This window comes from Pseudoalteromonas sp. GW168-MNA-CIBAN-0100 (assembly GCF_040309225.1).
Lineage (GTDB): Bacteria > Pseudomonadota > Gammaproteobacteria > Enterobacterales > Alteromonadaceae > Pseudoalteromonas > Pseudoalteromonas arctica.
Window position 1 is genome coordinate 1 of record NZ_JBEOOL010000014.1, and the last position, 20,213, is coordinate 20,213.

The following is a 20,213-nucleotide window of genomic DNA, read 5'->3' on the forward strand; positions in this document are numbered from 1 at the left end:
CCTCGCTATGCGTTGGCGTTTCCCGTCTCAGTGGGGTCGCATTATAGGGAGATCCGAAAACAGATCAACCCTTTTTTGAAGAAAACTTGAAATAATGTGCTGCTCGTACATATTTGCATCGAAATGGTTACTTTAAACACTAAAAAGACCCTGATGGGCCTTTTTAATTAGTTTACTATGAGCTTCCACCCAAGTTTACCTTGCTGTTTAGACTCTTGTTGTAGCTCGCTGGCCATTAATGGATGATCTTTTAACCAGTTACTTTCAAACTTAAGGTCTAACACTTCATTTTTAGCAGTTAACTTAAACATAGGCAGTACATCATCTTGTCTGCGCATTGATAAGATGACTGCTATCCGTAGTAATCTCACTATATATTGCGCTAATAGACTATTTACGCCGAGTGAATTAAAACAGCCTTTTGGAAAATCAGAACGATGCGCATCTGCTACCGCTACTATTAATTTATGCTCTGACTGTGAAAAACCAGGCATATCAGTATTTTCCAAAATATAAGCGGTGTGTTTATGGTACTGCTTATATTCTATTAGTAATCCAATCTCATGAAGCTGCGCTACCGCTTTTAATAGTGGTAACCCATTTAAACTTTCAATTGGCCAATCTTTATCAATACTTACCGCTAACTGCATAGCTAAGCTTGAAACCCGACACGCTTGTTTTTGATCAACGTGATAACGACTCATAAACCCATCAACTGTGCGTTTACGAATGTCGTTATTATGAAACTCCGGAACCATGCTATATAAAACGCCTTCACGCAGTGCTCCACCCGCCAATCCCATTTTTTCTATTTCAAGAGATTCAAATAGTGCGATTAAGATTGCGAGCCCTGATACAAATACCAGTCGACGGTCTTCACTTAATCCAGGAAGGTCTAGCGCTGCAATAGTGCTAAATGCAATTGCTTGCTCTTTTATAGTGTTGAGCTTTTCAAGCGTAAGTAAATCGTCAAGATTTTGAGCGACCATAATTTCTTGAATTGCTTGCACTGTGCCAGAAGCACCAGATGCAATTTGCCATCCCGCTGTTTTATATTCTGGAGAAATTTCATCAATGACTGTACGAGCTGCTTTTATGGCTGCGTTAAAGTTACTCTTACTTAATTGGCAGTCTTTGAAATAGCGTTCAAGATAGGTAACACACCCCATATTGAGGCTTTTGTAATGTAAGGCATCAAATGCTTTACCAATTACAACTTCGGTACTTGCACCACCAATATCAATAACAAGCTGTTTGCCAGTACAAGATGAAGTATGAGCAACACCTTTATAAATTGTACGCGCTTCTAATTCTCCGCTAATAACATTAATGTTATGGCCAAGAATCTTTTCTGCATGATTTTTGAATACTTCGGCGTTAGTGGCTAGCCGTAAGGTGGCTGTTGCTACTATGGTGATGTTTTTATCTGGGATATCTTGTAGACGCTCAGCAAAAAGGGCAAGGCATTCCCAGCCTCGCTGCATTGCTTCAGTGCTCAATACGTTATCTTTATCAAGCCCTGCGGCTAATCGGACTTTGCGTTTAACACGTCCAATTGTTTGTAGACCGCCAGCAATTGATTTGGCTATAAGCATATGAAAGCTATTTGAGCCCAAATCAATAACTGCGTACACATTTTTTTGCGGTTTAAGTTGCCCCACCGTTCAAAAACCTCTAGTTACTACTACTTATACAAACGGTCGTTTACGACCGTCCTTTTTGGTAACTATTATTTGGGCGACGTCCGCTGTTATTACTACGGTTACGTGGACCTGTTGAATAGTTGCGCTTTCTTTGAATAATAGGCTGAGTTAAATCATCTAGCAATGCTGTTTTATCATAATGTGATAAAGGAATGCTGTGCTCTATATATTCTTCAATTTCATGCAGGTTATATGCATATTGCTCACATGCAAAACTAATTGCGTGGCCTGATGCACCAGCGCGGCCAGTACGACCAATACGGTGAACATAATCTTCACAATCGTCAGGTAAATCAAAGTTAAATACATGACTTACTTCTGGAATATGAAGACCACGCGCTGCAACATCAGTCGCAACTAAAAAGTCTAAGTCGCCTTTGCTAAACTGCGCTAATATAGTTTGGCGTTTTTTCTGGTTAACATCACCAGTAAGCATACCTACACGATGACCGTCTGACTTAAGCCAAGCATATACTGTTTCACAACTGTGCTTGGTATTTGCAAACACGATTGCTTTCTCTGGCCATTCTTCTTCAATTAAGGTTAACAACAGCTTAATTTTATCTTCTTGCGAAGGATGAAATAGCTCTTCTTGAATACGTTTACCCGTTTTAACGTCAGGTTCAATTTGAACATGTTCTGGGTTTGTCATGTGCTCAAAAGCTAATTCTTGTACGCGATACGATAATGTGGCAGAAAATAATAAGTTTAAACGCTTTGATGTATCTGGCATACGATCGAACATATAGCGAATATCTTTGATAAAACCTAAATCGAACATACGATCAGCTTCGTCAAGCACGACTACCTCAATTTCATTAAGGGTGTAACAGCCTTGCTTATACAGATCAATTAGACGACCTGTAGTACCAATTAAAATATCAACGCCTTTTTCTAGTTGTGCACGTTGTTTTTCGTAATCTTCGCCACCATATACTAAACCTAAGTTAAGATTACAGTGCGGCGCTAAAATTTTAGCATCTTTGTGTATCTGAATCGCAAGCTCCCGAGTAGGGGCCATGATCAGGGCTCTTGGATGTTTACTAGGTGCTTTGCTAGATTGTAATAACCGATGGCACGTGGCAGTTAAAAACGCCAACGTTTTGCCTGTACCTGTTTGAGCTTGGCCCGCGATATCGCGTCCATCACAAATAAAAGGTAGGCATTTTGCTTGAATAGGTGTGCAATATTCAAACCCATTCTCGGTTAAACCGGCAACCACTTCCGGTGCGATAGCAAAGTCTGAAAACTTTTTATCGGTTAAATGTGTCTTAGTCATAGCGTTTAAGCATAACGTTTAAACTTGCAATAAGAAACAAGAGTGTTTAAATACGCACTAAATATTTCGCCTAACTAAATCGGAGAGCGCAATGAGCGAGAAAATAATCCAAATTACTGACGATAGCTTTGAAGCTGACGTATTACAATCTGACAAACCAGTACTAGTAGATTTCTGGGCTGAATGGTGTGGACCTTGTAAAATGATCGCCCCTATTCTTCACGAAGTTGCTGATGAATACGACAGCCGTGTGACTGTTGCTAAATTAAACATTGACCAAAATGCTGGCACACCGCCAAAATTTGGTATTCGTGGTATCCCTACTTTACTTCTTTTTAAAGATGGCCAAGTAGCTGCAACGAAAGTAGGTGCTCTTTCAAAAACTCAACTTATCGAGTTTTTAGAAAACAACATCTAACTGTAAGCTAGAACAATAAAAAGGGCTTTTTGCCCTTTTTTAAATTTATTTTGTATAAAGACTGGACGCTTTGCCAGTGAACTGCTAGTTTATAAAGCCAACTAATCCTTAGTTATATTCAACAAACCTCACTCAACGATCAAAGCGATTTTGAGTATGACAACTGTAATAAAGAACCCACCAATATGCATTTACGCGAATTAAAAGACAAGTCCATTAAAGAGCTTGTAGACTTAGCTGAGTCCATGGGGCTCGAAAACGTAGCCCGCTTAAGAAAGCAAGATATCATTTTTGCCATTCTTAAATCCCATGCCAAAGGCGGAGAGAATATCTTCGGCGGCGGTGTATTAGAGATTTTACAAGATGGTTTCGGCTTCTTAAGATCATCAGAAGCCTCTTACTTAGCTGGCCCAGATGACATTTATGTTTCACCTAGCCAAATTCGCCGTTTCAGCATGCGTACTGGCGATTCAATTTCAGGTCTTATTCGTCCACCTAAAGACGGTGAACGTTACTTTGCTTTACTTAAAGTAAATGAAGTTAACTTTGATAAACCTGAAAACTCTCGAACTAAAATTCTTTTTGAAAACCTTACTCCATTACATGCAAACGAACGTTTTCGCATGGAACGTGGTAACGGCAGTAAAGAAGATATTACAGCCCGTGTACTTGATTTAGCATCTCCTATTGGCCGCGGCCAACGTGGTTTGTTAGTAGCTCCGCCAAAAGCGGGTAAAACAATGCTACTTCAAAATATTGCACAATCAATTACGCACAATCATCCTGATGTAACATTAATGGTTTTACTTATTGATGAACGTCCGGAAGAAGTAACAGAGATGCAACGCCTAGTTAAAGGTGAAGTTATTGCATCAACGTTTGATGAACCAGCTTCTCGTCACGTACAAGTTGCCGAAATGGTTATCGAAAAAGCAAAACGCCTAGTTGAACATAAAAAAGATGTTGTTATCTTATTGGATTCAATCACTCGTTTAGCACGTGCTTATAACACCGTTATTCCTTCATCAGGTAAAGTACTTACTGGTGGTGTTGACGCTAACGCATTACATAAACCTAAGCGCTTCTTTGGTGCTGCACGTAACGTTGAGGAAGGTGGTAGCTTAACAATCATAGCTACAGCTCTTATCGATACTGGCTCTAAAATGGATGAAGTTATCTACGAAGAGTTTAAAGGTACTGGTAACATGGAACTTCACCTTAACCGTAAAATTGCGGAAAGACGTGTATTCCCAGCTATCGACTTTAACCGCTCAGGTACTCGTCGTGAAGAATTACTAACAAAACCAGATGAACTTCAAAAGCTTTGGATTTTACGTAAAATTGTTCATGACATGTCAGAAATTGATGCAATGGAATTCTTAATCGATAAACTATCGATGAGCAAAACCAATGATGAATTTTTTGATTCGATGAGACGCCAATAAAAGCGTTTTAATTGAATAAAAAAAGCGCCTTAGGCGCTTTTTTTGTGTCTGGATTAAATACAGTTTAACTTTCATTATACTTTTTAAGTACACCCTGCAGCGTATCAACGAGCGCTTTAAAGTCATTTGCACTGCTTTTTTGGCTTCTGCGTAGAAGTGCTCTGTCTAAATTTTTAGCCGATTGCGCAATTTCATCCAAACCAAACATTTGTGCAGCCCCTAAGATGCGATGGCTATCTTTTTGTAGCGCATCTAAATCTTCGCTTATAAAATGCTGCGTAATCGTTTCACTCTCCAAAGCAAAGCTCTGCTTGAAACTAATCACAAGATCGCTCATATCAACTTCATTTTGCTTTGTAATTGGCTGATCTTCTGCATTATGTAGGTGACTAGAAAGCGCTTTATAAAATGACTCTTTGTCTATCGGTTTACCTAAGTAACCAGTAAACCCTAACTCTAAATAACCATCCACTTCATGACTCATAGCATTTGCTGTTAAAGCAAAAATAGGTCGCTCAAAACCACATTGCTTTAATAGCTGAAAAGCAGAACGCCCATCCATTACTGGCATTTGAATATCGAGCAATACCAAATCTGGATATTCTTTTAAGCACTGCTCTACCGCTTGCTCACCATTTTCAACAGCAATAACCTCGAGTCCCATTGAGCGTAAATAACGACTTATTAACCTACGATTATCAGGATGATCCTCCGCAAGTACGACACGACCTGCCAATTGCTTATTTGCCTTAGGAGCACTTTGAGTTTCAATCATGCTTTGAGATTTATTTACTTCTGCGCACGGTAAAAAGAACGAAAACTGACTGCCCTTTTTGTATTCGCTTTGTACGCTGATATAACCACCCATCATCGCAGCTAATTGTTGCGATAAGCTAAGGCCTAACCCTGTACCACCAAAGCGACGGCTAATGCTGTTATCAGCTTGGCTAAAGCATTCAAAAATAAGCTTTAACTGTTTAGAGCTCATACCAATACCGGTATCTTTTACAATAATAACTAGTCCTTGCTCACTCTTATTTAATGCAATAATGATCTGCCCTGAATGAGTAAACTTAATAGCATTTGCACATAAGTTTATAAGAATCTGCTTTACGCGTATTAAATCCAGCTTAGTGTAAAACTCATTACCCACTTGATTGTCTAAAATAAGATGTAGATTTTTTGCTTTTGCTTGGGTGATAAACATTGCGTGCACATCATTTACGAGCTCTACAATATCAAAGCACGAAATATTTAACTCTAATCTATTGGCTTCAATTTTACTTAAATCGAGTACATCATTTATTAAGCTTTTTAAATGGTCACTGTGACGCTGAATTACTCTTAATTCATCTTTAAGTGACTCAGGCTCATATAATTCATTAATCAAAGCATCTGTTTGCCCTAAAATAGCCGTTAGTGGAGTGCGAATTTCGTGACTAATATTAGCCAAAAACTGGCTTTTAACATCGTTGGCTTCTCTCAGCTCTTGTGCAATTGCCTGCAATTCTGCAGTACGTTGCGTAACTTGTTCTGTTAACTGCTGCTTAGCGCGTTTTTCTGCACCACGGCGATAAAGCGCAATACCAGTTACGACAACTAAAAGTAATAGTAAAAAAGAGAATAAAGTAAGCTGAGAACGCTGCGACATTTTTAGCTCTTGCACACGGCGATCTTGTTTAAGTTTTTCTATCTCTTGGTTTAATTGCGTTGCTTTAAATTGATGCTGAAGTACCGCTAGTGCATTTATAATTGCCGTACTTCTGAGCTTTCGCAACTCACTAATATATTTTTGTTGCAAAGCCATTGCGCTTGAATAATCGCCTTTACTGGCTTCAAGAAGTGCTTTGGCCCCCAAGCTCTCTCTAATTATTCGCTCACTACCATATTCATGAGCAAGTAAAATTGCTCTATCTAAATTTATTTGCGCCTCTTCTAAGTTACCCTTAACAAACTGAATTTTAGCCAGCGCATGTAGCGCATTAAGCTCTAAATTATGATTATCTATTTTAAGGGCATAGTACTCACCTAATTTAGCTTGCTCGTACGCTTCATCCACTTTTTTTAATACTAAATTAGTGTTAGCTAAATTTGTATATTGTGTAGATAACTTATTGTAATCATTAGCTGAAATATAATAGCGCAGCGCTAGCTGATAATAATGCAGTGCTAAGTCAAATTGATTACTCTCCATATGGGCAACACCCATATTGTTATATACCTGCGCAATACCGCTTTTATCATCTAATCGTTGATAAACCTTAAGTACATCTTGATAAAGACCAAACGCACTATCGTAGCGTGATAAGCGTATATAAACGCCTGCTATATTAAGTAGTATATCGGTTTTATCTTGCTCACTGCCGTACGCCTCGTAGATAGCTTTTGCTTTTAAATAAAACTCTAGGGTATCGCCTAGCTTATTCATATTAAAATAGGCCAAACCAATATTATTTAATAAGTTTGCCTGCTCTAGTAATTGCTTATTCTTTTCTGCTAATGCTAGGGTACGGGTATATTCAATAATCGCTTTTTGAAATAAGCCTTGATAAAAAAGTACAACACCTTGCATTTTAATTGCACGAAAGTGCTCATCAGGGAAGAAAGTATCCGAAGTATGTTGTTCGAGTAATTTAAAGTAATGTAATGAGTCTTTAAAATTATCAACCGATAACGCAGTATTACCCAATGCCGAATAAACAGCGACACGCTCCTTTTTGGAGGCATTTTTATTAGCAAGTAGCATGTTTGCTAATTGTAATTTAGGTTCCCACTGCACTTCGTTTTTGAATTGCTCAAATAACGAATCATTATTTTGGGCATAGCTAGGAGCTATTAGTACACAGCATATAGTAAATAAGAGGCATTTTAACTTGCCCAGCATAATTTTAATCCTTCAAACCGTTACTTATATCAGTGTAATCTTTATTGAAGATACACCAACTACTAGGGCCTAAACAATGCTTAACCCACTGATTGATGAGATTTTTGAGCTAATACTAACAAAGCAGGTTTGGCAAGTTCATACTTTAGCAGCAGAACTGACAAACCGCAGCGCTATGACCACTCTCGATAAAAGTCCTGAACGTGATTTATTTAAACGTAACTTTTTAATCATGAATGCACTGTACCAACTGCAGGCACAATTACGCCCTCAGAGTTTACTCATTTCAGCTCTGCATATCGAGCTTTTAGAAAAAGGAGATAATAGTTTAGTAACAACAAGCGAAAATTTGCGAGATTATTATTTAGATTGGCATAATTACGATACCAGTGAAGAGCAGATTGATGAGCTTTTAAATAGCTTTTGGCGTCAGTTTAAAACGACATCACCACAACAGGCTTTAAATGAAAATGAATTTAAAGCATTGGCTTTAGAATGGAAGTTACCTGAAAATTTCACTCTTAAAAATGTTCAAAAGCGCTGGAGACAACTTGCATTACAAGTGCACCCAGATAAACCAAATGGCTGTGAAGTTGAGTTTAAAAAAATAAAAATACAATACGAGCAGCTAAAGGTAGCTGCTCGTTAATCTATTAATTTAGAAGTTTAAATTAACGAGTAAGGCGGCGTGCGCGTATTTTACGCCCTTTAATATTGCCTTCGGTTAATTTACGAAGCGCAGGTTTTAATGAGTTACGCTCAACAGCAACAAACGCTACGTTATCAAGTACGTTAATTTTACCCACCTGACGACCTGCAACCCCATCTTTACCCGTTAAAGCACCTAAAATATCACCTGCACGTACTTTTTGCTTTTTACCTGAATCAATCATCAAAGTAACCATTTCAGGGCGGTATGGTGGCTTGTCTAATAAATTAAATGGTGGCATTTGCTCTGGAGTAATATCGCGTTCGTAATGTTCGCCTATTTGAGCAATTTTAAACGCTTCGGCTTCACCGTAAATAGAACATGCAATGCCCTTTTTACCAGCGCGACCTGTACGACCAACACGATGCACATGTGTTTGCGTGTCATGTGCTAAATGGTAGTTAATCACCATATCCATATCGTCAATATCTAAACCACGTGCAGCAACATCGGTTGCAACAAGTATTGAAGCACTTTTATTTGAAAAGTGAATTAACGTACGTTCACGATCGCGCTGTTCTAAATCACCGTGTAGCGAAACAGCACTAAAGCCTTCATCAGCTAAATCGTCACACACTTGTTGTGTTTCTACTTTAGTATTACAAAACACAACACAGCTTTGTGGTGTAAATTTAAGTAATAATAATTTTAGCGTTGGGTAGCGCTGCTTATTATTATCCATTTTGTAGAAGTACTGCTTAATTGTACTTTTGGCTTGCTCTTCTTCTACTTTAACCATTTCTGGATTTTTAAGTACACGCTTAGCAATTGCTTCAATAGCTCTTGGGAATGTTGCACTAAATAACAATGTTTGACGATTTTGTGGGATACGCTCAATAATTGCATCAAGTGTATCTTGAAAACCCATATCAAGCATTTGATCGGCTTCATCAAGTACCAATGTTTCAACATCATCTAAACGTAAAGTACCTTTACGAATATGGTCATCAACACGCCCAGGTGTGCCAACAATAATATGCGCGCCATGTTCAAGCGAGCCTATTTGTGGACCAATTGATACACCGCCACATAACGTTAATATTTTAATGTTATGGATACCGCGCGCTAATTTACGCATTTCAACCGCAACCTGCTCGGCAAGCTCACGAGTAGGACACAACACTAAAGATTGAATACGAAAGCGTTTTACGTTTAATTTAGCTAACACACCCAAGCTAAACGCAGCAGTTTTACCTGAACCGGTTTTTGCCTGAGCAATGATGTCTTTACCAGCAAGTACAGGCGGTAAACTTTGCGCTTGTACAGGTGTCATATGCGCATAACCAAGTGTTGATAAATTATCAACGAGTCCAGCTGGTAAAGCCAAAGATGAAAAAGCAGTTGAAGTCACAGTAAGTTCCATAGCAATAAAAATAACGTGGGGGAAAGCCCCACTAAATATGCTGCTAATAATAGCAGAATTCGTAATTAGCAACCATTAACAAACACATAATAAAGCACGTTAACAAAAGGCGTTGAAAATGATAGTAGTTTGCATTAAGATCGCGATTGTTTTTTACATATCACTGCTGGAAGCAAACAATGAAACTGAATTCTCTTTACATAGCACTATTAGCAAGCATTACAACAAACACATATGCAAACACTACCGACCTTGAACGCATAGAAGTAAAGGGTAGCTACTTTAACGATTACAAAGTAGATAACGCTAATGGCGCAATGAGAACATCAGCTTCATTACTTGAAACCGCACAATCTGTCACTGTAATAACCGACACTATTATTAGCGAACAGCTTGCCACTACACTTGGCGAAGTACTCACAAATGACGCAAGCTTAACTGCAGGCTCACAACAACGAAATCGTGAAGTATTTAACTTACGTGGGTTTGAGCTAAGCTCATCAACAGGTTATTTACGTGATGGGCATCAGCATTGGTCGCACTACCAACAACCAATCGAAATTTTACAACAAGTTGAAGTAATTAAAGGCCCATCGAGCATTTTATATGGTCAATCAGGTCCGGGTGGCTTGGTGAACATGGTTACTAAAAAGCCTACAGCACAAACATTATTTAACGCCAGTGCCGATGTAGATCAACATGGCTCAACGCGCTTTATGGTTGATGCTGCAGGTGCCTTGACTGAATCTGAAGATTTACGTGCTCGTGGTATTTTAGTTAAACAAGATGTTGATTACTGGCGTGAATACCAAAACGGTGAAAACCGCGAGCGTGACCGCTTTTTAGGTGCTTTAGTTGTAGATTACGATATTAGCGACAACGCATTAGTACGTGTGCATTACGACCGCACAGACGACGAAGCAGGTTTAGATACTGGCGCATGGATAGACGATAATGCCAATGTAATTGGTGATGATAAAACAATCCGTGATATGTCTTGGGCGTTTACCGATATAACCGTAGAAAACCTAGGTGTAGACCTAGAAGTATTTTTAACCGATAACTGGCAAGTAAAGCTTGGCTATAACGAACAAACGTTTGAGCGCCAACGCTTTGAGTCAGCACCGAATATGCCAAGTGACTTTGTTGAGGGGGACAGCTATGAGTCTCGTCCTTACGACCGTTTTGACGATTGGCAATTTAAAACTGCATTTATTGATTTTATTGGTGAATTTAAAACAGGTAGCTTACAGCACCAATTTTTAATTGGCGCAAACTCGCTTGATTATTACTACGGGCAACGTCGTACCTCTGCCGACTCTTTTGATTTTTCTGCAGGACAAGCAGAACCATCTCGTCCATCAGTAAGCTATAAAACAGATGATACAGTAAGCGAAACTGAATACGACTACTACGGAATTTACGTTCAAGACTTAATTTCGTTCTCGCCTGAGTGGCAACTATCATTGGGTGGTCGTTACGACAAACAAAATAGCACAGGAAATGATAACGAATCATTTGTACCAAAAGTAGGTGTGCTTTATCACCCAAATGCTTCTGCAACTATATACGCTAGTTACTCAGAAGGTTTTGAGCCTCAAGGTAGCGAAACACTGATTGATGAAACAGATGTAAATAACGGCATGAAATTAGATGCTGTTACATCTAAGCAAAGAGAGATTGGTATAAAATGGCAGTTATTTGATGACCGCCTAATGCTTACCAGTGCTATTTTTGATATTAGCAAAGAAGGTACTCTTGTTAGCGAACAACTTGAGACGCCTATTGGCTCATTCACAAGTGAAACAAACCAAGTGGGTGAACAACGCCACAAAGGTGTTGAAGTAAGCGCACAAGGTGCCGCTACTGACCGCTTATTTGTTATGGCATCAACTATGTACTTAGATGCTAACTTTGAACGCGATGAAGTATTGGAAGGTAAACGCCCTACCGATGCACCAAAATGGTCGGCATCACTTTGGACGCGTTATGAATTAAATGACGCCATTGCACTTAATGCTGGTGCATTTTACGAAGGTGAGCGCTTTGCCGATAGCAACAATACAATTACTAAAGATGCATATACGCGTGTTGATGTAGGTGCAACTTATAAGTTTAACTTAAGTAATACCGATATTAACTTACGCCTTAACATCGAAAACTTATTTGATAAAAGCTATTTAGGTGGTGGCGGCACAAATAATGTAACTGTTGGCGAGGGTACAAATCTTCGTTTAGCTGCGCAATTTAGCTTTTAAATAAATGCCTTAAATAACAGCTTTAAAATATAGCCCGCGTACATTTACGCGGGCTTTTTTATATCTAAATATTTACACTTAACAGCATTAAACCTATTACAAAGCCTATTCATCTCATCTATTTTTTATCATGTTTGTTACATGCTCTAATAGCGCTAATTATTAAAAAGGCCTACCAAAATGAAAAAATTAATTACCGCACTGCTGCTTACTAGCAGTATGGCTGCAAACGCTAACAGCGCCGAATTTACCCAAAAGCAATTACAACAAGTAGACGAAGTGCGCACCTCTGCACTAAATAGTGATTTAAGCTATAAATTACTAGAGTCATTAACAACTGAAGTAGGCCCACGCCTTCCTGGTACCGAAAACGATAAAAAAGCGGTTGCATGGGCTCAAGCCAAATTTAATGAACTGGGCTTTGATAAAGTATGGTTAGAAAAAGCCACATTTCCTGAATGGCGCCGTTATAGCGAAAGCGGAAAAATACTAACACCAAGCGAGCAACCACTGCACTTAACTGCATTAGGTAACAGTATAAGCACGCCAAAAGATGGGATTACAGCGCCGGTTGTATTATTCGAAACACTTGATGAATTAAAAGCCGCACCGGCGAACAGTTTAAAAGGTAAAATTGCATATATTAATTACCGTATGAACCGCGATATAGACGGGAATGGTTACGGACCTGCTGTAAAAGCACGCGGTACAGGCGCTATAGAAGCGTCTAAAAAAGGCGCTGTTGCCTACATGATGCGCTCGGTTAGTACCGGTCATCATCGTTTTGCACACACCGGTGGTAGTTACTATAAAGAAGGTGTTACAAAAATACCTAACGTAACAATTGCTAACCCAGATGCAGATCAAATAGCACGCTTAGTCGCTTTAAATAAAGACGTATCGGTAAATATTAATGTGCAAACCGAAAGCCTTGGTGAAGGCACTGGTTATAACGTGATTGGCCAATTTAATGGTACCGAAAACCCTGAGCAATATGTATTAATTGGGGGGCATTTAGATTCTTGGGACTTAGGGACTGGCGCATTAGATGACGGCGCAGGCGTTGCACTAACAATGGCAGCCGCTAAACATATTAGCGATGTAAAACGTCCTAAGCGCAGTATTCGTGTGGTACTTTTTGCAGCTGAAGAGCTAGGTCTTTGGGGTGCAAAAGCTTATTTTGCAGAGCATAAAAACGAGCTAAGCAATATTGTTGCAGCCGCTGAGTCTGATTTTGGCGCCGATGTTGTATATGCTTTTGAATCGAACGTAAGCGCAGAGTCACTTCCTGTAGTTCGCGCTATAGCAAAAGAACTTGCGCCGTTAAATATTGAGCACATTGGTAAAAACCAAGCGAATGGTGGCCCCGATCTAATTCCACTTAAAGCAGCAACGTCAGCGCCTATTTTTGAACTTGCTCAAGATGGAACAGATTACTTTGATTACCACCATACAGCTGACGATACGCTTGATAAAGTAACACCTGCTAAGCTTCGTCAAAATACCGCTGCATACGCTGTATTTGCTCTAATGGCTGCCGATGCAAAAACCACTATCAAGCCTAAAGCTCAAAATAAGTAATAACAGACATACTTACTTACAGTTTGTAGCTTTAACTAACACGCTTCTTGTTTTACCTTTAGGTAATTAAACAAGGAGCGTGCTTTATGTTACTTTTCAACACGAGTGAATCATTTCCACATTTTGCACAAATAACACGCTGCCCTCACTGCCAAAGCGACGCCTACCATTTAGTAAATAAAAGCCGCTATTTACGATTTAGCATTTTACCTATGCTTGCCTTAAAATTAAGCTATAAACGCGAGTGCTATCAATGCGGAAAAAGCGAACCTGTTAAAATACCGCAACTACCGTTAATAGAAAAACTAAGCCTACCTAAATACTTTATTGGCGTATTTTTATTGCTTTGGATTGTTTCGTTTTTTTATCAACAACACCTTGATACCGAGACTCAAAAGCAAAGCTATTTGAATACACCTAAAATATATGACACCTACTTAGTACACGCCGACAAATTTACACACGAACCCTGGACCCTAACCAATTTAAGAATTGCTCAAGTTTTAAGTTTTGATAAGCAGTTTATTACCTTTCAGATAAGCAACTACAGCTATAAACGTAATAATAGTATTACCTTGGCAATGCGTACCAGCCAACTAATTCAAGACAATTACTTCTCCACTAAAACAATCACTCTCCCTCGTGATGAAGTAAAGCGTTTGTATAAAGACGAAGCTATTTATGACGTGCTGCGACCTTATGCCAACAGCCTTTATGGCGGGTTTGTGATGTTTCCTCCCAAACCTAAGCCACTATATAAAGGTTTAAAACTCGATAAAAACAATCAACAAGGCATTATTTATTTTAAAGATAAGTTGTTTTTTGAAGCATTTAATAGCTTTAAGCTAGCTGCTGAAGCGGGTTCTCAATGGGGGCAATTAAATTTAGCGCAAATGTATCGTGATGGTCAGGGAATAGCTCAAAATTATCAACAGGCTATTTATTGGTATAAAAAGGCCATTGAGCAAAAAAATACTAAAGCACAATTTGAATTAGAATCGCTTTGTAAAATAGCTAACTGTGAATAAAGCAGCAAGTATGTTACTTGCTGCTTTAATATTTTATAACTCTAAATGTTTATCTAAAAAATTAATTACTTGTTTGTAGTAAGCAGTTCTGTGCTCTTCTTTGTAAAAACCATGGCCCTCATCCTCCAATAACACGTACTTATAAGGATGGTTAGCCTTTTTCAATGCAGCAATTAATGATTCGGCTTGTTCAATAGGGGCTCGTGCATCTTCACCTGCGTGAACTATGAACACAGCTGCTTTAAGCTTATCTATATTATAGCTAGGTGAAAATGCCTTCAAAAGCGTTTCATCAGTGCCTAAAACGTTTTCAAGATAGTTTTGTCCTGTACTACGCCCTGAAATATCACCTTCTTCAAACATTAGCGGTAGGTCATAAATACCAACTGTGCCAATTGCACACTTAAACATGTCTGGCTCTAAAATGGCGCTCTGCAAAGCTGAATAAGCACCAAAGCTTGATCCCATTATACAAATGTTGTTTTTGTTTACCGTTCCATTAGAAATTAAAAACTTAACACCATCAATAATATCAAACTGAATATCAGAACCCCACTTTTGGTAACCTGCTTCTTCGAAGTTTCGACCAAACCCACCAGAACCTCTAAAATTAACTCTTAGTACAGCCATTCCCCTACTTGCTAATAACTGTACCTCAGAATCATAACCCCAATAATCACGAGGGCCATGTGGACCGCCATGAGGCATTACAACTAGAGGTAAGTTTTTATCTTCTAGACCATTAGGAACAGTTAAATACCCATAAATAGTTAAACCATCCCGAGTTTTATATTGAATAGGTTTTGTCTTTGAAAGCTCATTTTCGTTCAGCCAGCCACGCGCTGAAAATAATATTCTTAGCTTATTTTGTACCCCATCGTATAAGTAATATTTACCAGGGTTGGTATCACTTGATGCGTAAATAACATTAATATCGCCATTAGAGGTGCTACTGACTAACTGCACTTGGTCGCCCTGCAATGCTTCTATCAAAGACTTTAAACGAACACTTTTATGAGAGTCTTTATCTATAAAAGCATAGTTTGGATAACCTAACTCACTTTCTATTGCAAATAATTCTTTTGAAACTTCATCAACCCACACTCTTTTTGGAGATACATATTGTTCTTGATGAACTAATTCAATTTCCTTAGTATTTAAATTTAGTTTATATAATCCTTCAGCCTCTCCACCAACAGAAGCAGTCATATAAATGTTGTCACCAGACTTATCAAAAGCTTTTAGTCTAATATCGCCATAACTAACCTCTCCTAAATTTAATTTCTCCCAGTCACCGCCATCTTTTGCCTTAGTATGTATTTTTGCATCTATATAATTATCTGTAGATACTGAAACTCGAACATTACCATCATGATCAGTTAAAAATTCAGCCATACGTGATGGAGACAAAGTAACTTGCTTCCTTTTGCCCGTATATACATCTACTTCATAGACAATAGTATGCGGTTCATTACTCGAGGTCCAAGGATAGGTAACTACTAACATTTTTCTTTTGTTAGTAACTAAGGGATCTAATACAAATGAAGTTCCGTATAAAGGGGTCTGCCTTTTAAGGCGTGTACCTGTTTGCATTTCACCATGGTAACCAATTAGATATTTACCTCTAGCTCCATTAGCATTTACGCCAAATATCTCACCATGATATTCAGGGTGGTCTTGCCACCCTTTTAAATACTCTTTAGTAACAACAACTCGTTCATTATTAACCCAATGATAATCACCAACTTGAGCATTTCCTTCAAAGGCAACTGCATGAAGCATTTTAAACTTTTCAGTATCAAAAATAACAAGCGCATTTTTACCTGCAACTTTATTTATAACCGCTAAATACTCGCCGCCTGGAGAAATAGTAGCGTGATTAAACTCTTTATTTTTACTGAAGTACTCCACGGGGATTTGGGGCTGCTTTGAGAAGCTAAAAAAGCTTACAAATAACAGAAGTACTAACAAGTTACATCTTAAAAGAAAATTCATCATAATTCCCTGTATTAACAACAAGAAGTCATAATATATAAAGTCTTATAAAATGTAACGAAAATGATAACTCAATGTGTCTGCTATTTTTTAAATAACTTTGTATAACCTACATGTATAAGCACAACAACTAAGCCAGCAATCACGCCTAGCAAACCATCAAACAATAGAGGCGCTAATACTTCTCCTGTACCGCCAGCAACAGATTGGGCATAGTTTGTTACATCGACTTGAGTATGATGCAGTAACTCAACACCATGTACTAAAATCCCGCCACCTACTAAAAACATCGCGATGGTGCCCGCAAATGCTAAAAACTGCATCAACCTAGGCGCTGCTGCGAGCAAGCCTTTTCCGAGTAACTCTTTAAATTTATTAGCTGACACTTTAGATTGGTTGAGTAAATAAAGTCCTGCATCATCCAGCTTTACAATACCGGCCACTAAGCCATAAACGCCAATCGTCATTATAATTGCGATAACACAAAGCACTAAAGCTTGGTTAAGTAATGTAGCGCCTGCCACAGTGCCTAAAGTAATAACAATAATTTCGGCAGAAAGAATAAAGTCGGTTCTTATTGCCCCTTTTATTTTTTGTTTTTCATACTCAACTAAATCTAATTTTTCATCTTCATCTACCACTTCATTGTGATGAGGCAAAAACTTAGCAAATACTTTTTCAGCTCCCTCAAAACACAAAAACAAACCACCCATCATTAAAAGCGGTGTTATTAACCAAGGCAGCCATACGCTTATTAATAAAGCAGCGGGTACGAGTATCGCTTTATTTAAAAATGAGCCCTTTGCCACAGCCCAAACAACCGGTAATTCACGCTCTGCTGCAACACCTGTAACCTGCTGTGCATTGAGCGCTAAGTCATCGCCTAATACACCCGCTGTTTTTTTTGTTGCTACCTTACTCATTGTCGCAATGTCATCAAGTAAAGTGGTTATATCGTCTAATAACGTTAAAAGGTTAGTGCCTGCCATAAAGCTTCCGAGCTCAAAAAATATTGCTATAAACATAACGTAAAGCGCTACTTTCACCAACGGTTAATTTTGCTTTGTTATTCTTACATTAGATTAAAATTTTGCCCTGTGTTTTAACTAACTTTTAAAGAAGATGGGAGGAAAAATGAAAGTATATTTAGCATTAATCGCTATTTTACTAAGCTTAACCGCATGTAGTGATTTACAAACCAGTACTGCTTACAAATGCGATGATGAGAGCGTAAAACTCAATATCATTAATAATTCTGAAGCCGAACTTATCTTTAACAATAAAGTGCATGTACTTAATCACGAAAAAAGTGCATCAGGGAATAAATATATAAGTGAAGAGGTACTGTTTTGGGGTAAGGGAAATGAAGCCATGCTAATCATTGCTGGTAAAAAAAGACAGTGCATCAAGGTTTAACACAAAACTAACCAATAAATTACAGCAATGCTACAATAATTAAAGACCCATTATTGTGATGAAGTTATGCGTTCAATTGCGATCAAACATAAAATAATTTTAGCTTTTACAGCCATTGGTTTATTGGTGCTAACAAGTAGTGTGTTTTTTTATTGGTCATTAAACAAAATTAGCGTTAACAATACCCGAACAGAAAAATTAGCGGTTCCTGTACAACAGTTCAGTAAAGATTTAAGGCTATCACTACTGTCTATTACCAAATTTAACGCCTTAGCTTACAGCCAAGCAAACCTTGATTTACTTCAACAAAATAAAAAACAGTCGCAAGCTGAGCAACAACAATTTAGCGATATGCTCAATTCGTTAAGCACTCAACTAAATCAACAAATAACAATGCAAAATTTACTCGCCAGTACCAACGAAGGCTTTGAGCAACTGACTAAAGTAAGTGTCGCAATGTTTAGCGCTAAAGAGAGTAAGTTTTTAGCGCAAAATTCCACCATAGAATTATCAGCAACGTTTAACGAGCAACTTTACAATTTAAGTTCTAACTTACTTGATATAGAACTTTTAGAAGTGCCTGCAAAACAGCAGGCGCTACTTAATGCTATGTTTGGAACAGCGACCCGTATAGATGATTTATTGTTTAACTTAAGCAATAATATAAAAAGCATTACTCAAACTACAAGTATCAATGATTTAAATAGTCATCAGCAAGATACTCTATTTCTACTAGATAACATCCAACCTAATTTCACCTATTTAGAGCAACAAGCGCTACCTTTTAATAATGCGTTTAACGCTAAAAATTTAACGGCTAAATTTAATCAATTAAGAGAGTTACTTAACAACAATACAGGAATTTATGCCCAACAAAATAAAGTACTCAAAAGTGCTATTGCTGCGGCTCAAAATTTTGAACACTTTCAACAGCAATTTATAACAACAGAAAGTCAGCTTATTGAACTTAATAAATTGGCTGATAAGCGCTTTAATGCATTACAAACTAATGCAAAGGCCGCCATAAATACTGGGATTAGTTCTGTAGTAATTATTACGCTTGTTTTAATTATATTGATTATCGCTATCTCTATTTTTACAACTCGCGCAATGCTAAAACCGCTTAAAAAAGTAAACCGCGATTTAGCCCGAATCGCCTCAGGTGATTTATCAAAGCGAAGCCATCCGCGCAGTAAAGATGAATTTGGTACTTTGCTAAATAACATAAATAAACTCAGTGAAGACCTTACCCAGTTAATTGGCGCAATTAGTAGTGACGCCCATGAACTAGACCGCAGCGCTATTAAAACCAGTGAAAAAGGTCAGCAAATGACGGTTGTTGCACAACAGCAGTTGGAGCGAAGCGCGCAGGCAACATCGCTTGCACAAAATATGCTAACCAACTCACAAGCGGTTTATGAACAAGCAGATAAAACATCAAGTGAAATAACCAATGCATCGCAATTTGCCAATGACGTAAACAAGATTGCTAATCAAAATAGTCTAAGTATAGAAACTTTATTACAGCGCCTTGATAAAGCAGTAGGCAGCACTGAGGAACTAGCCCAACACACTCAGCTTATTGAAGCCATTGTTGAAACAATTAGCAGCATTGCCGAGCAGACCAACTTATTGGCACTCAATGCTGCAATTGAAGCAGCGCGAGCGGGTGAAAACGGACGCGGGTTTGCTGTAGTTGCTGATGAGGTTCGATCATTAGCTGCACGTACACAGACCTCGACTAGCGAAATAAACACCATGATCCAAACATTGCAACAACACACTAAAACAACTCAAGAACACATTACCGATGGCCAACACCAAGCCAAGCAATGTGTCAAAAACAGCACTGAACTAAATAAAGCCGTAGAGCGTATTAAAAGCACATTGTTGTCTGTTAATCAGATGAGTGAGCAAATTGCTCATGCATCACATGAGCAATTGACTAACAGTAGCGACATTCAACAAATAATGGCCAAGGTGACAGAGCAAGCAACCTTGAATGCCAAAAACGCAACAACCCTAGCAAGCGAAAGTGAAGACGTAAATCAACTTGCACACTCCTTAACAAGTGCCGTTGAGCGCTTTAAGTTTTAAGTGCAAGTAATGACTTGGCTTGCATGAAATGGGTATA

The 20,213-nt window shown here is 38.4% G+C and carries 14 protein-coding genes; 8 read left to right on the forward strand and 6 right to left on the reverse strand.

Annotated elements, in window-relative coordinates:
• Nucleotides 1–167: 167 nt before the first annotated feature.
• Complete coding sequence (gene gppA, locus AAEY62_RS10200) at nucleotides 168–1,661, reverse strand: guanosine-5'-triphosphate,3'-diphosphate diphosphatase (protein ID WP_350634905.1); 1,494 nt, start codon at nucleotides 1,659–1,661, stop codon at nucleotides 168–170.
• 43 nt (nucleotides 1,662–1,704) lie between these two features.
• A complete protein-coding gene (gene rhlB, locus AAEY62_RS10205) occupies nucleotides 1,705–2,982 on the reverse strand; it encodes an ATP-dependent RNA helicase RhlB (protein WP_002960940.1) in 1,278 nt (425 codons plus the stop codon).
• A gap of 91 nt (nucleotides 2,983–3,073) precedes the next feature.
• On the opposite strand from rhlB, the gene trxA reads away from it, so the two are divergent.
• The gene (gene trxA / locus AAEY62_RS10210) at nucleotides 3,074–3,400 is read left to right on the forward strand and encodes a thioredoxin TrxA (RefSeq protein WP_002960942.1); all 327 of its coding nucleotides are present in this window, start codon (nucleotides 3,074–3,076) and stop codon (nucleotides 3,398–3,400) included.
• Between the two features lie 185 nt (nucleotides 3,401–3,585).
• Nucleotides 3,586–4,845, forward strand: a complete 1,260-nt coding sequence (gene rho / locus AAEY62_RS10215; RefSeq protein WP_002960945.1) for a transcription termination factor Rho — start codon at nucleotides 3,586–3,588, stop codon at nucleotides 4,843–4,845.
• A gap of 64 nt (nucleotides 4,846–4,909) precedes the next feature.
• Here rho and AAEY62_RS10220 read toward each other — a convergent pair whose 3' ends face one another.
• Complete coding sequence (locus tag AAEY62_RS10220; protein WP_007580583.1) at nucleotides 4,910–7,729, reverse strand: ATP-binding protein; 2,820 nt, start codon at nucleotides 7,727–7,729, stop codon at nucleotides 4,910–4,912.
• 76 nt (nucleotides 7,730–7,805) lie between these two features.
• Between AAEY62_RS10220 and AAEY62_RS10225 the strand changes: the two genes are divergently transcribed.
• Entirely contained in the window at nucleotides 7,806–8,378 is a 573-nt protein-coding gene (locus AAEY62_RS10225; protein WP_007580582.1) for a DNA-J related domain-containing protein, read from the forward strand.
• A 22-nt stretch (nucleotides 8,379–8,400) separates the two neighbouring features.
• On the opposite strand, the gene dbpA is transcribed toward AAEY62_RS10225, so the two are convergent.
• On the reverse strand, nucleotides 8,401–9,789 hold the full coding sequence (dbpA, locus tag AAEY62_RS10230) for an ATP-dependent RNA helicase DbpA (protein WP_007580581.1): 1,389 nt from the start codon (nucleotides 9,787–9,789) through the stop codon (nucleotides 8,401–8,403).
• A gap of 191 nt (nucleotides 9,790–9,980) precedes the next feature.
• Here dbpA and AAEY62_RS10235 point away from each other — a divergent pair, with 191 nt between their 5' ends.
• The 3 genes from AAEY62_RS10235 (at nucleotide 9,981) to AAEY62_RS10245 (ending at nucleotide 14,668) form a co-directional block, all read left to right on the forward strand.
• Nucleotides 9,981–12,059 (forward strand): TonB-dependent siderophore receptor, encoded by a 2,079-nt coding sequence (locus tag AAEY62_RS10235; RefSeq protein WP_101163806.1) that lies wholly within the window; start codon nucleotides 9,981–9,983, stop codon nucleotides 12,057–12,059.
• A 180-nt stretch (nucleotides 12,060–12,239) separates the two neighbouring features.
• On the forward strand, nucleotides 12,240–13,640 hold the full coding sequence (locus AAEY62_RS10240; protein WP_165736046.1) for a M20/M25/M40 family metallo-hydrolase: 1,401 nt from the start codon (nucleotides 12,240–12,242) through the stop codon (nucleotides 13,638–13,640).
• Nucleotides 13,641–13,726: 86 nt separating this feature from the next.
• Nucleotides 13,727–14,668 (forward strand): tetratricopeptide repeat protein, encoded by a 942-nt coding sequence (locus AAEY62_RS10245; protein WP_024589662.1) that lies wholly within the window; start codon nucleotides 13,727–13,729, stop codon nucleotides 14,666–14,668.
• 33 nt (nucleotides 14,669–14,701) lie between these two features.
• Here AAEY62_RS10245 and AAEY62_RS10250 read toward each other — a convergent pair whose 3' ends face one another.
• Together AAEY62_RS10250 and AAEY62_RS10255 are read right to left on the reverse strand one after the other, a co-directional pair.
• Nucleotides 14,702–16,666, reverse strand: a complete 1,965-nt coding sequence (locus tag AAEY62_RS10250) for an alpha/beta hydrolase family protein (protein WP_350634906.1) — start codon at nucleotides 16,664–16,666, stop codon at nucleotides 14,702–14,704.
• An 80-nt stretch (nucleotides 16,667–16,746) separates the two neighbouring features.
• On the reverse strand, nucleotides 16,747–17,652 hold the full coding sequence (locus AAEY62_RS10255; protein ID WP_350634907.1) for a DUF808 domain-containing protein: 906 nt from the start codon (nucleotides 17,650–17,652) through the stop codon (nucleotides 16,747–16,749).
• A gap of 145 nt (nucleotides 17,653–17,797) precedes the next feature.
• Between AAEY62_RS10255 and AAEY62_RS10260 the strand changes: the two genes are divergently transcribed.
• Both AAEY62_RS10260 and AAEY62_RS10265 read left to right on the forward strand, forming a co-directional pair.
• Nucleotides 17,798–18,079, forward strand: coding sequence for an MliC family protein (locus tag AAEY62_RS10260; RefSeq protein ID WP_024608268.1), 282 nt, complete (start codon nucleotides 17,798–17,800; stop codon nucleotides 18,077–18,079).
• A gap of 66 nt (nucleotides 18,080–18,145) precedes the next feature.
• Nucleotides 18,146–20,176: a methyl-accepting chemotaxis protein gene (locus AAEY62_RS10265; protein ID WP_350634908.1), complete on the forward strand. Its 2,031-nt coding sequence runs from the start codon at nucleotides 18,146–18,148 to the stop codon at nucleotides 20,174–20,176.
• Nucleotides 20,177–20,213: the final 37 nt, after the last annotated feature.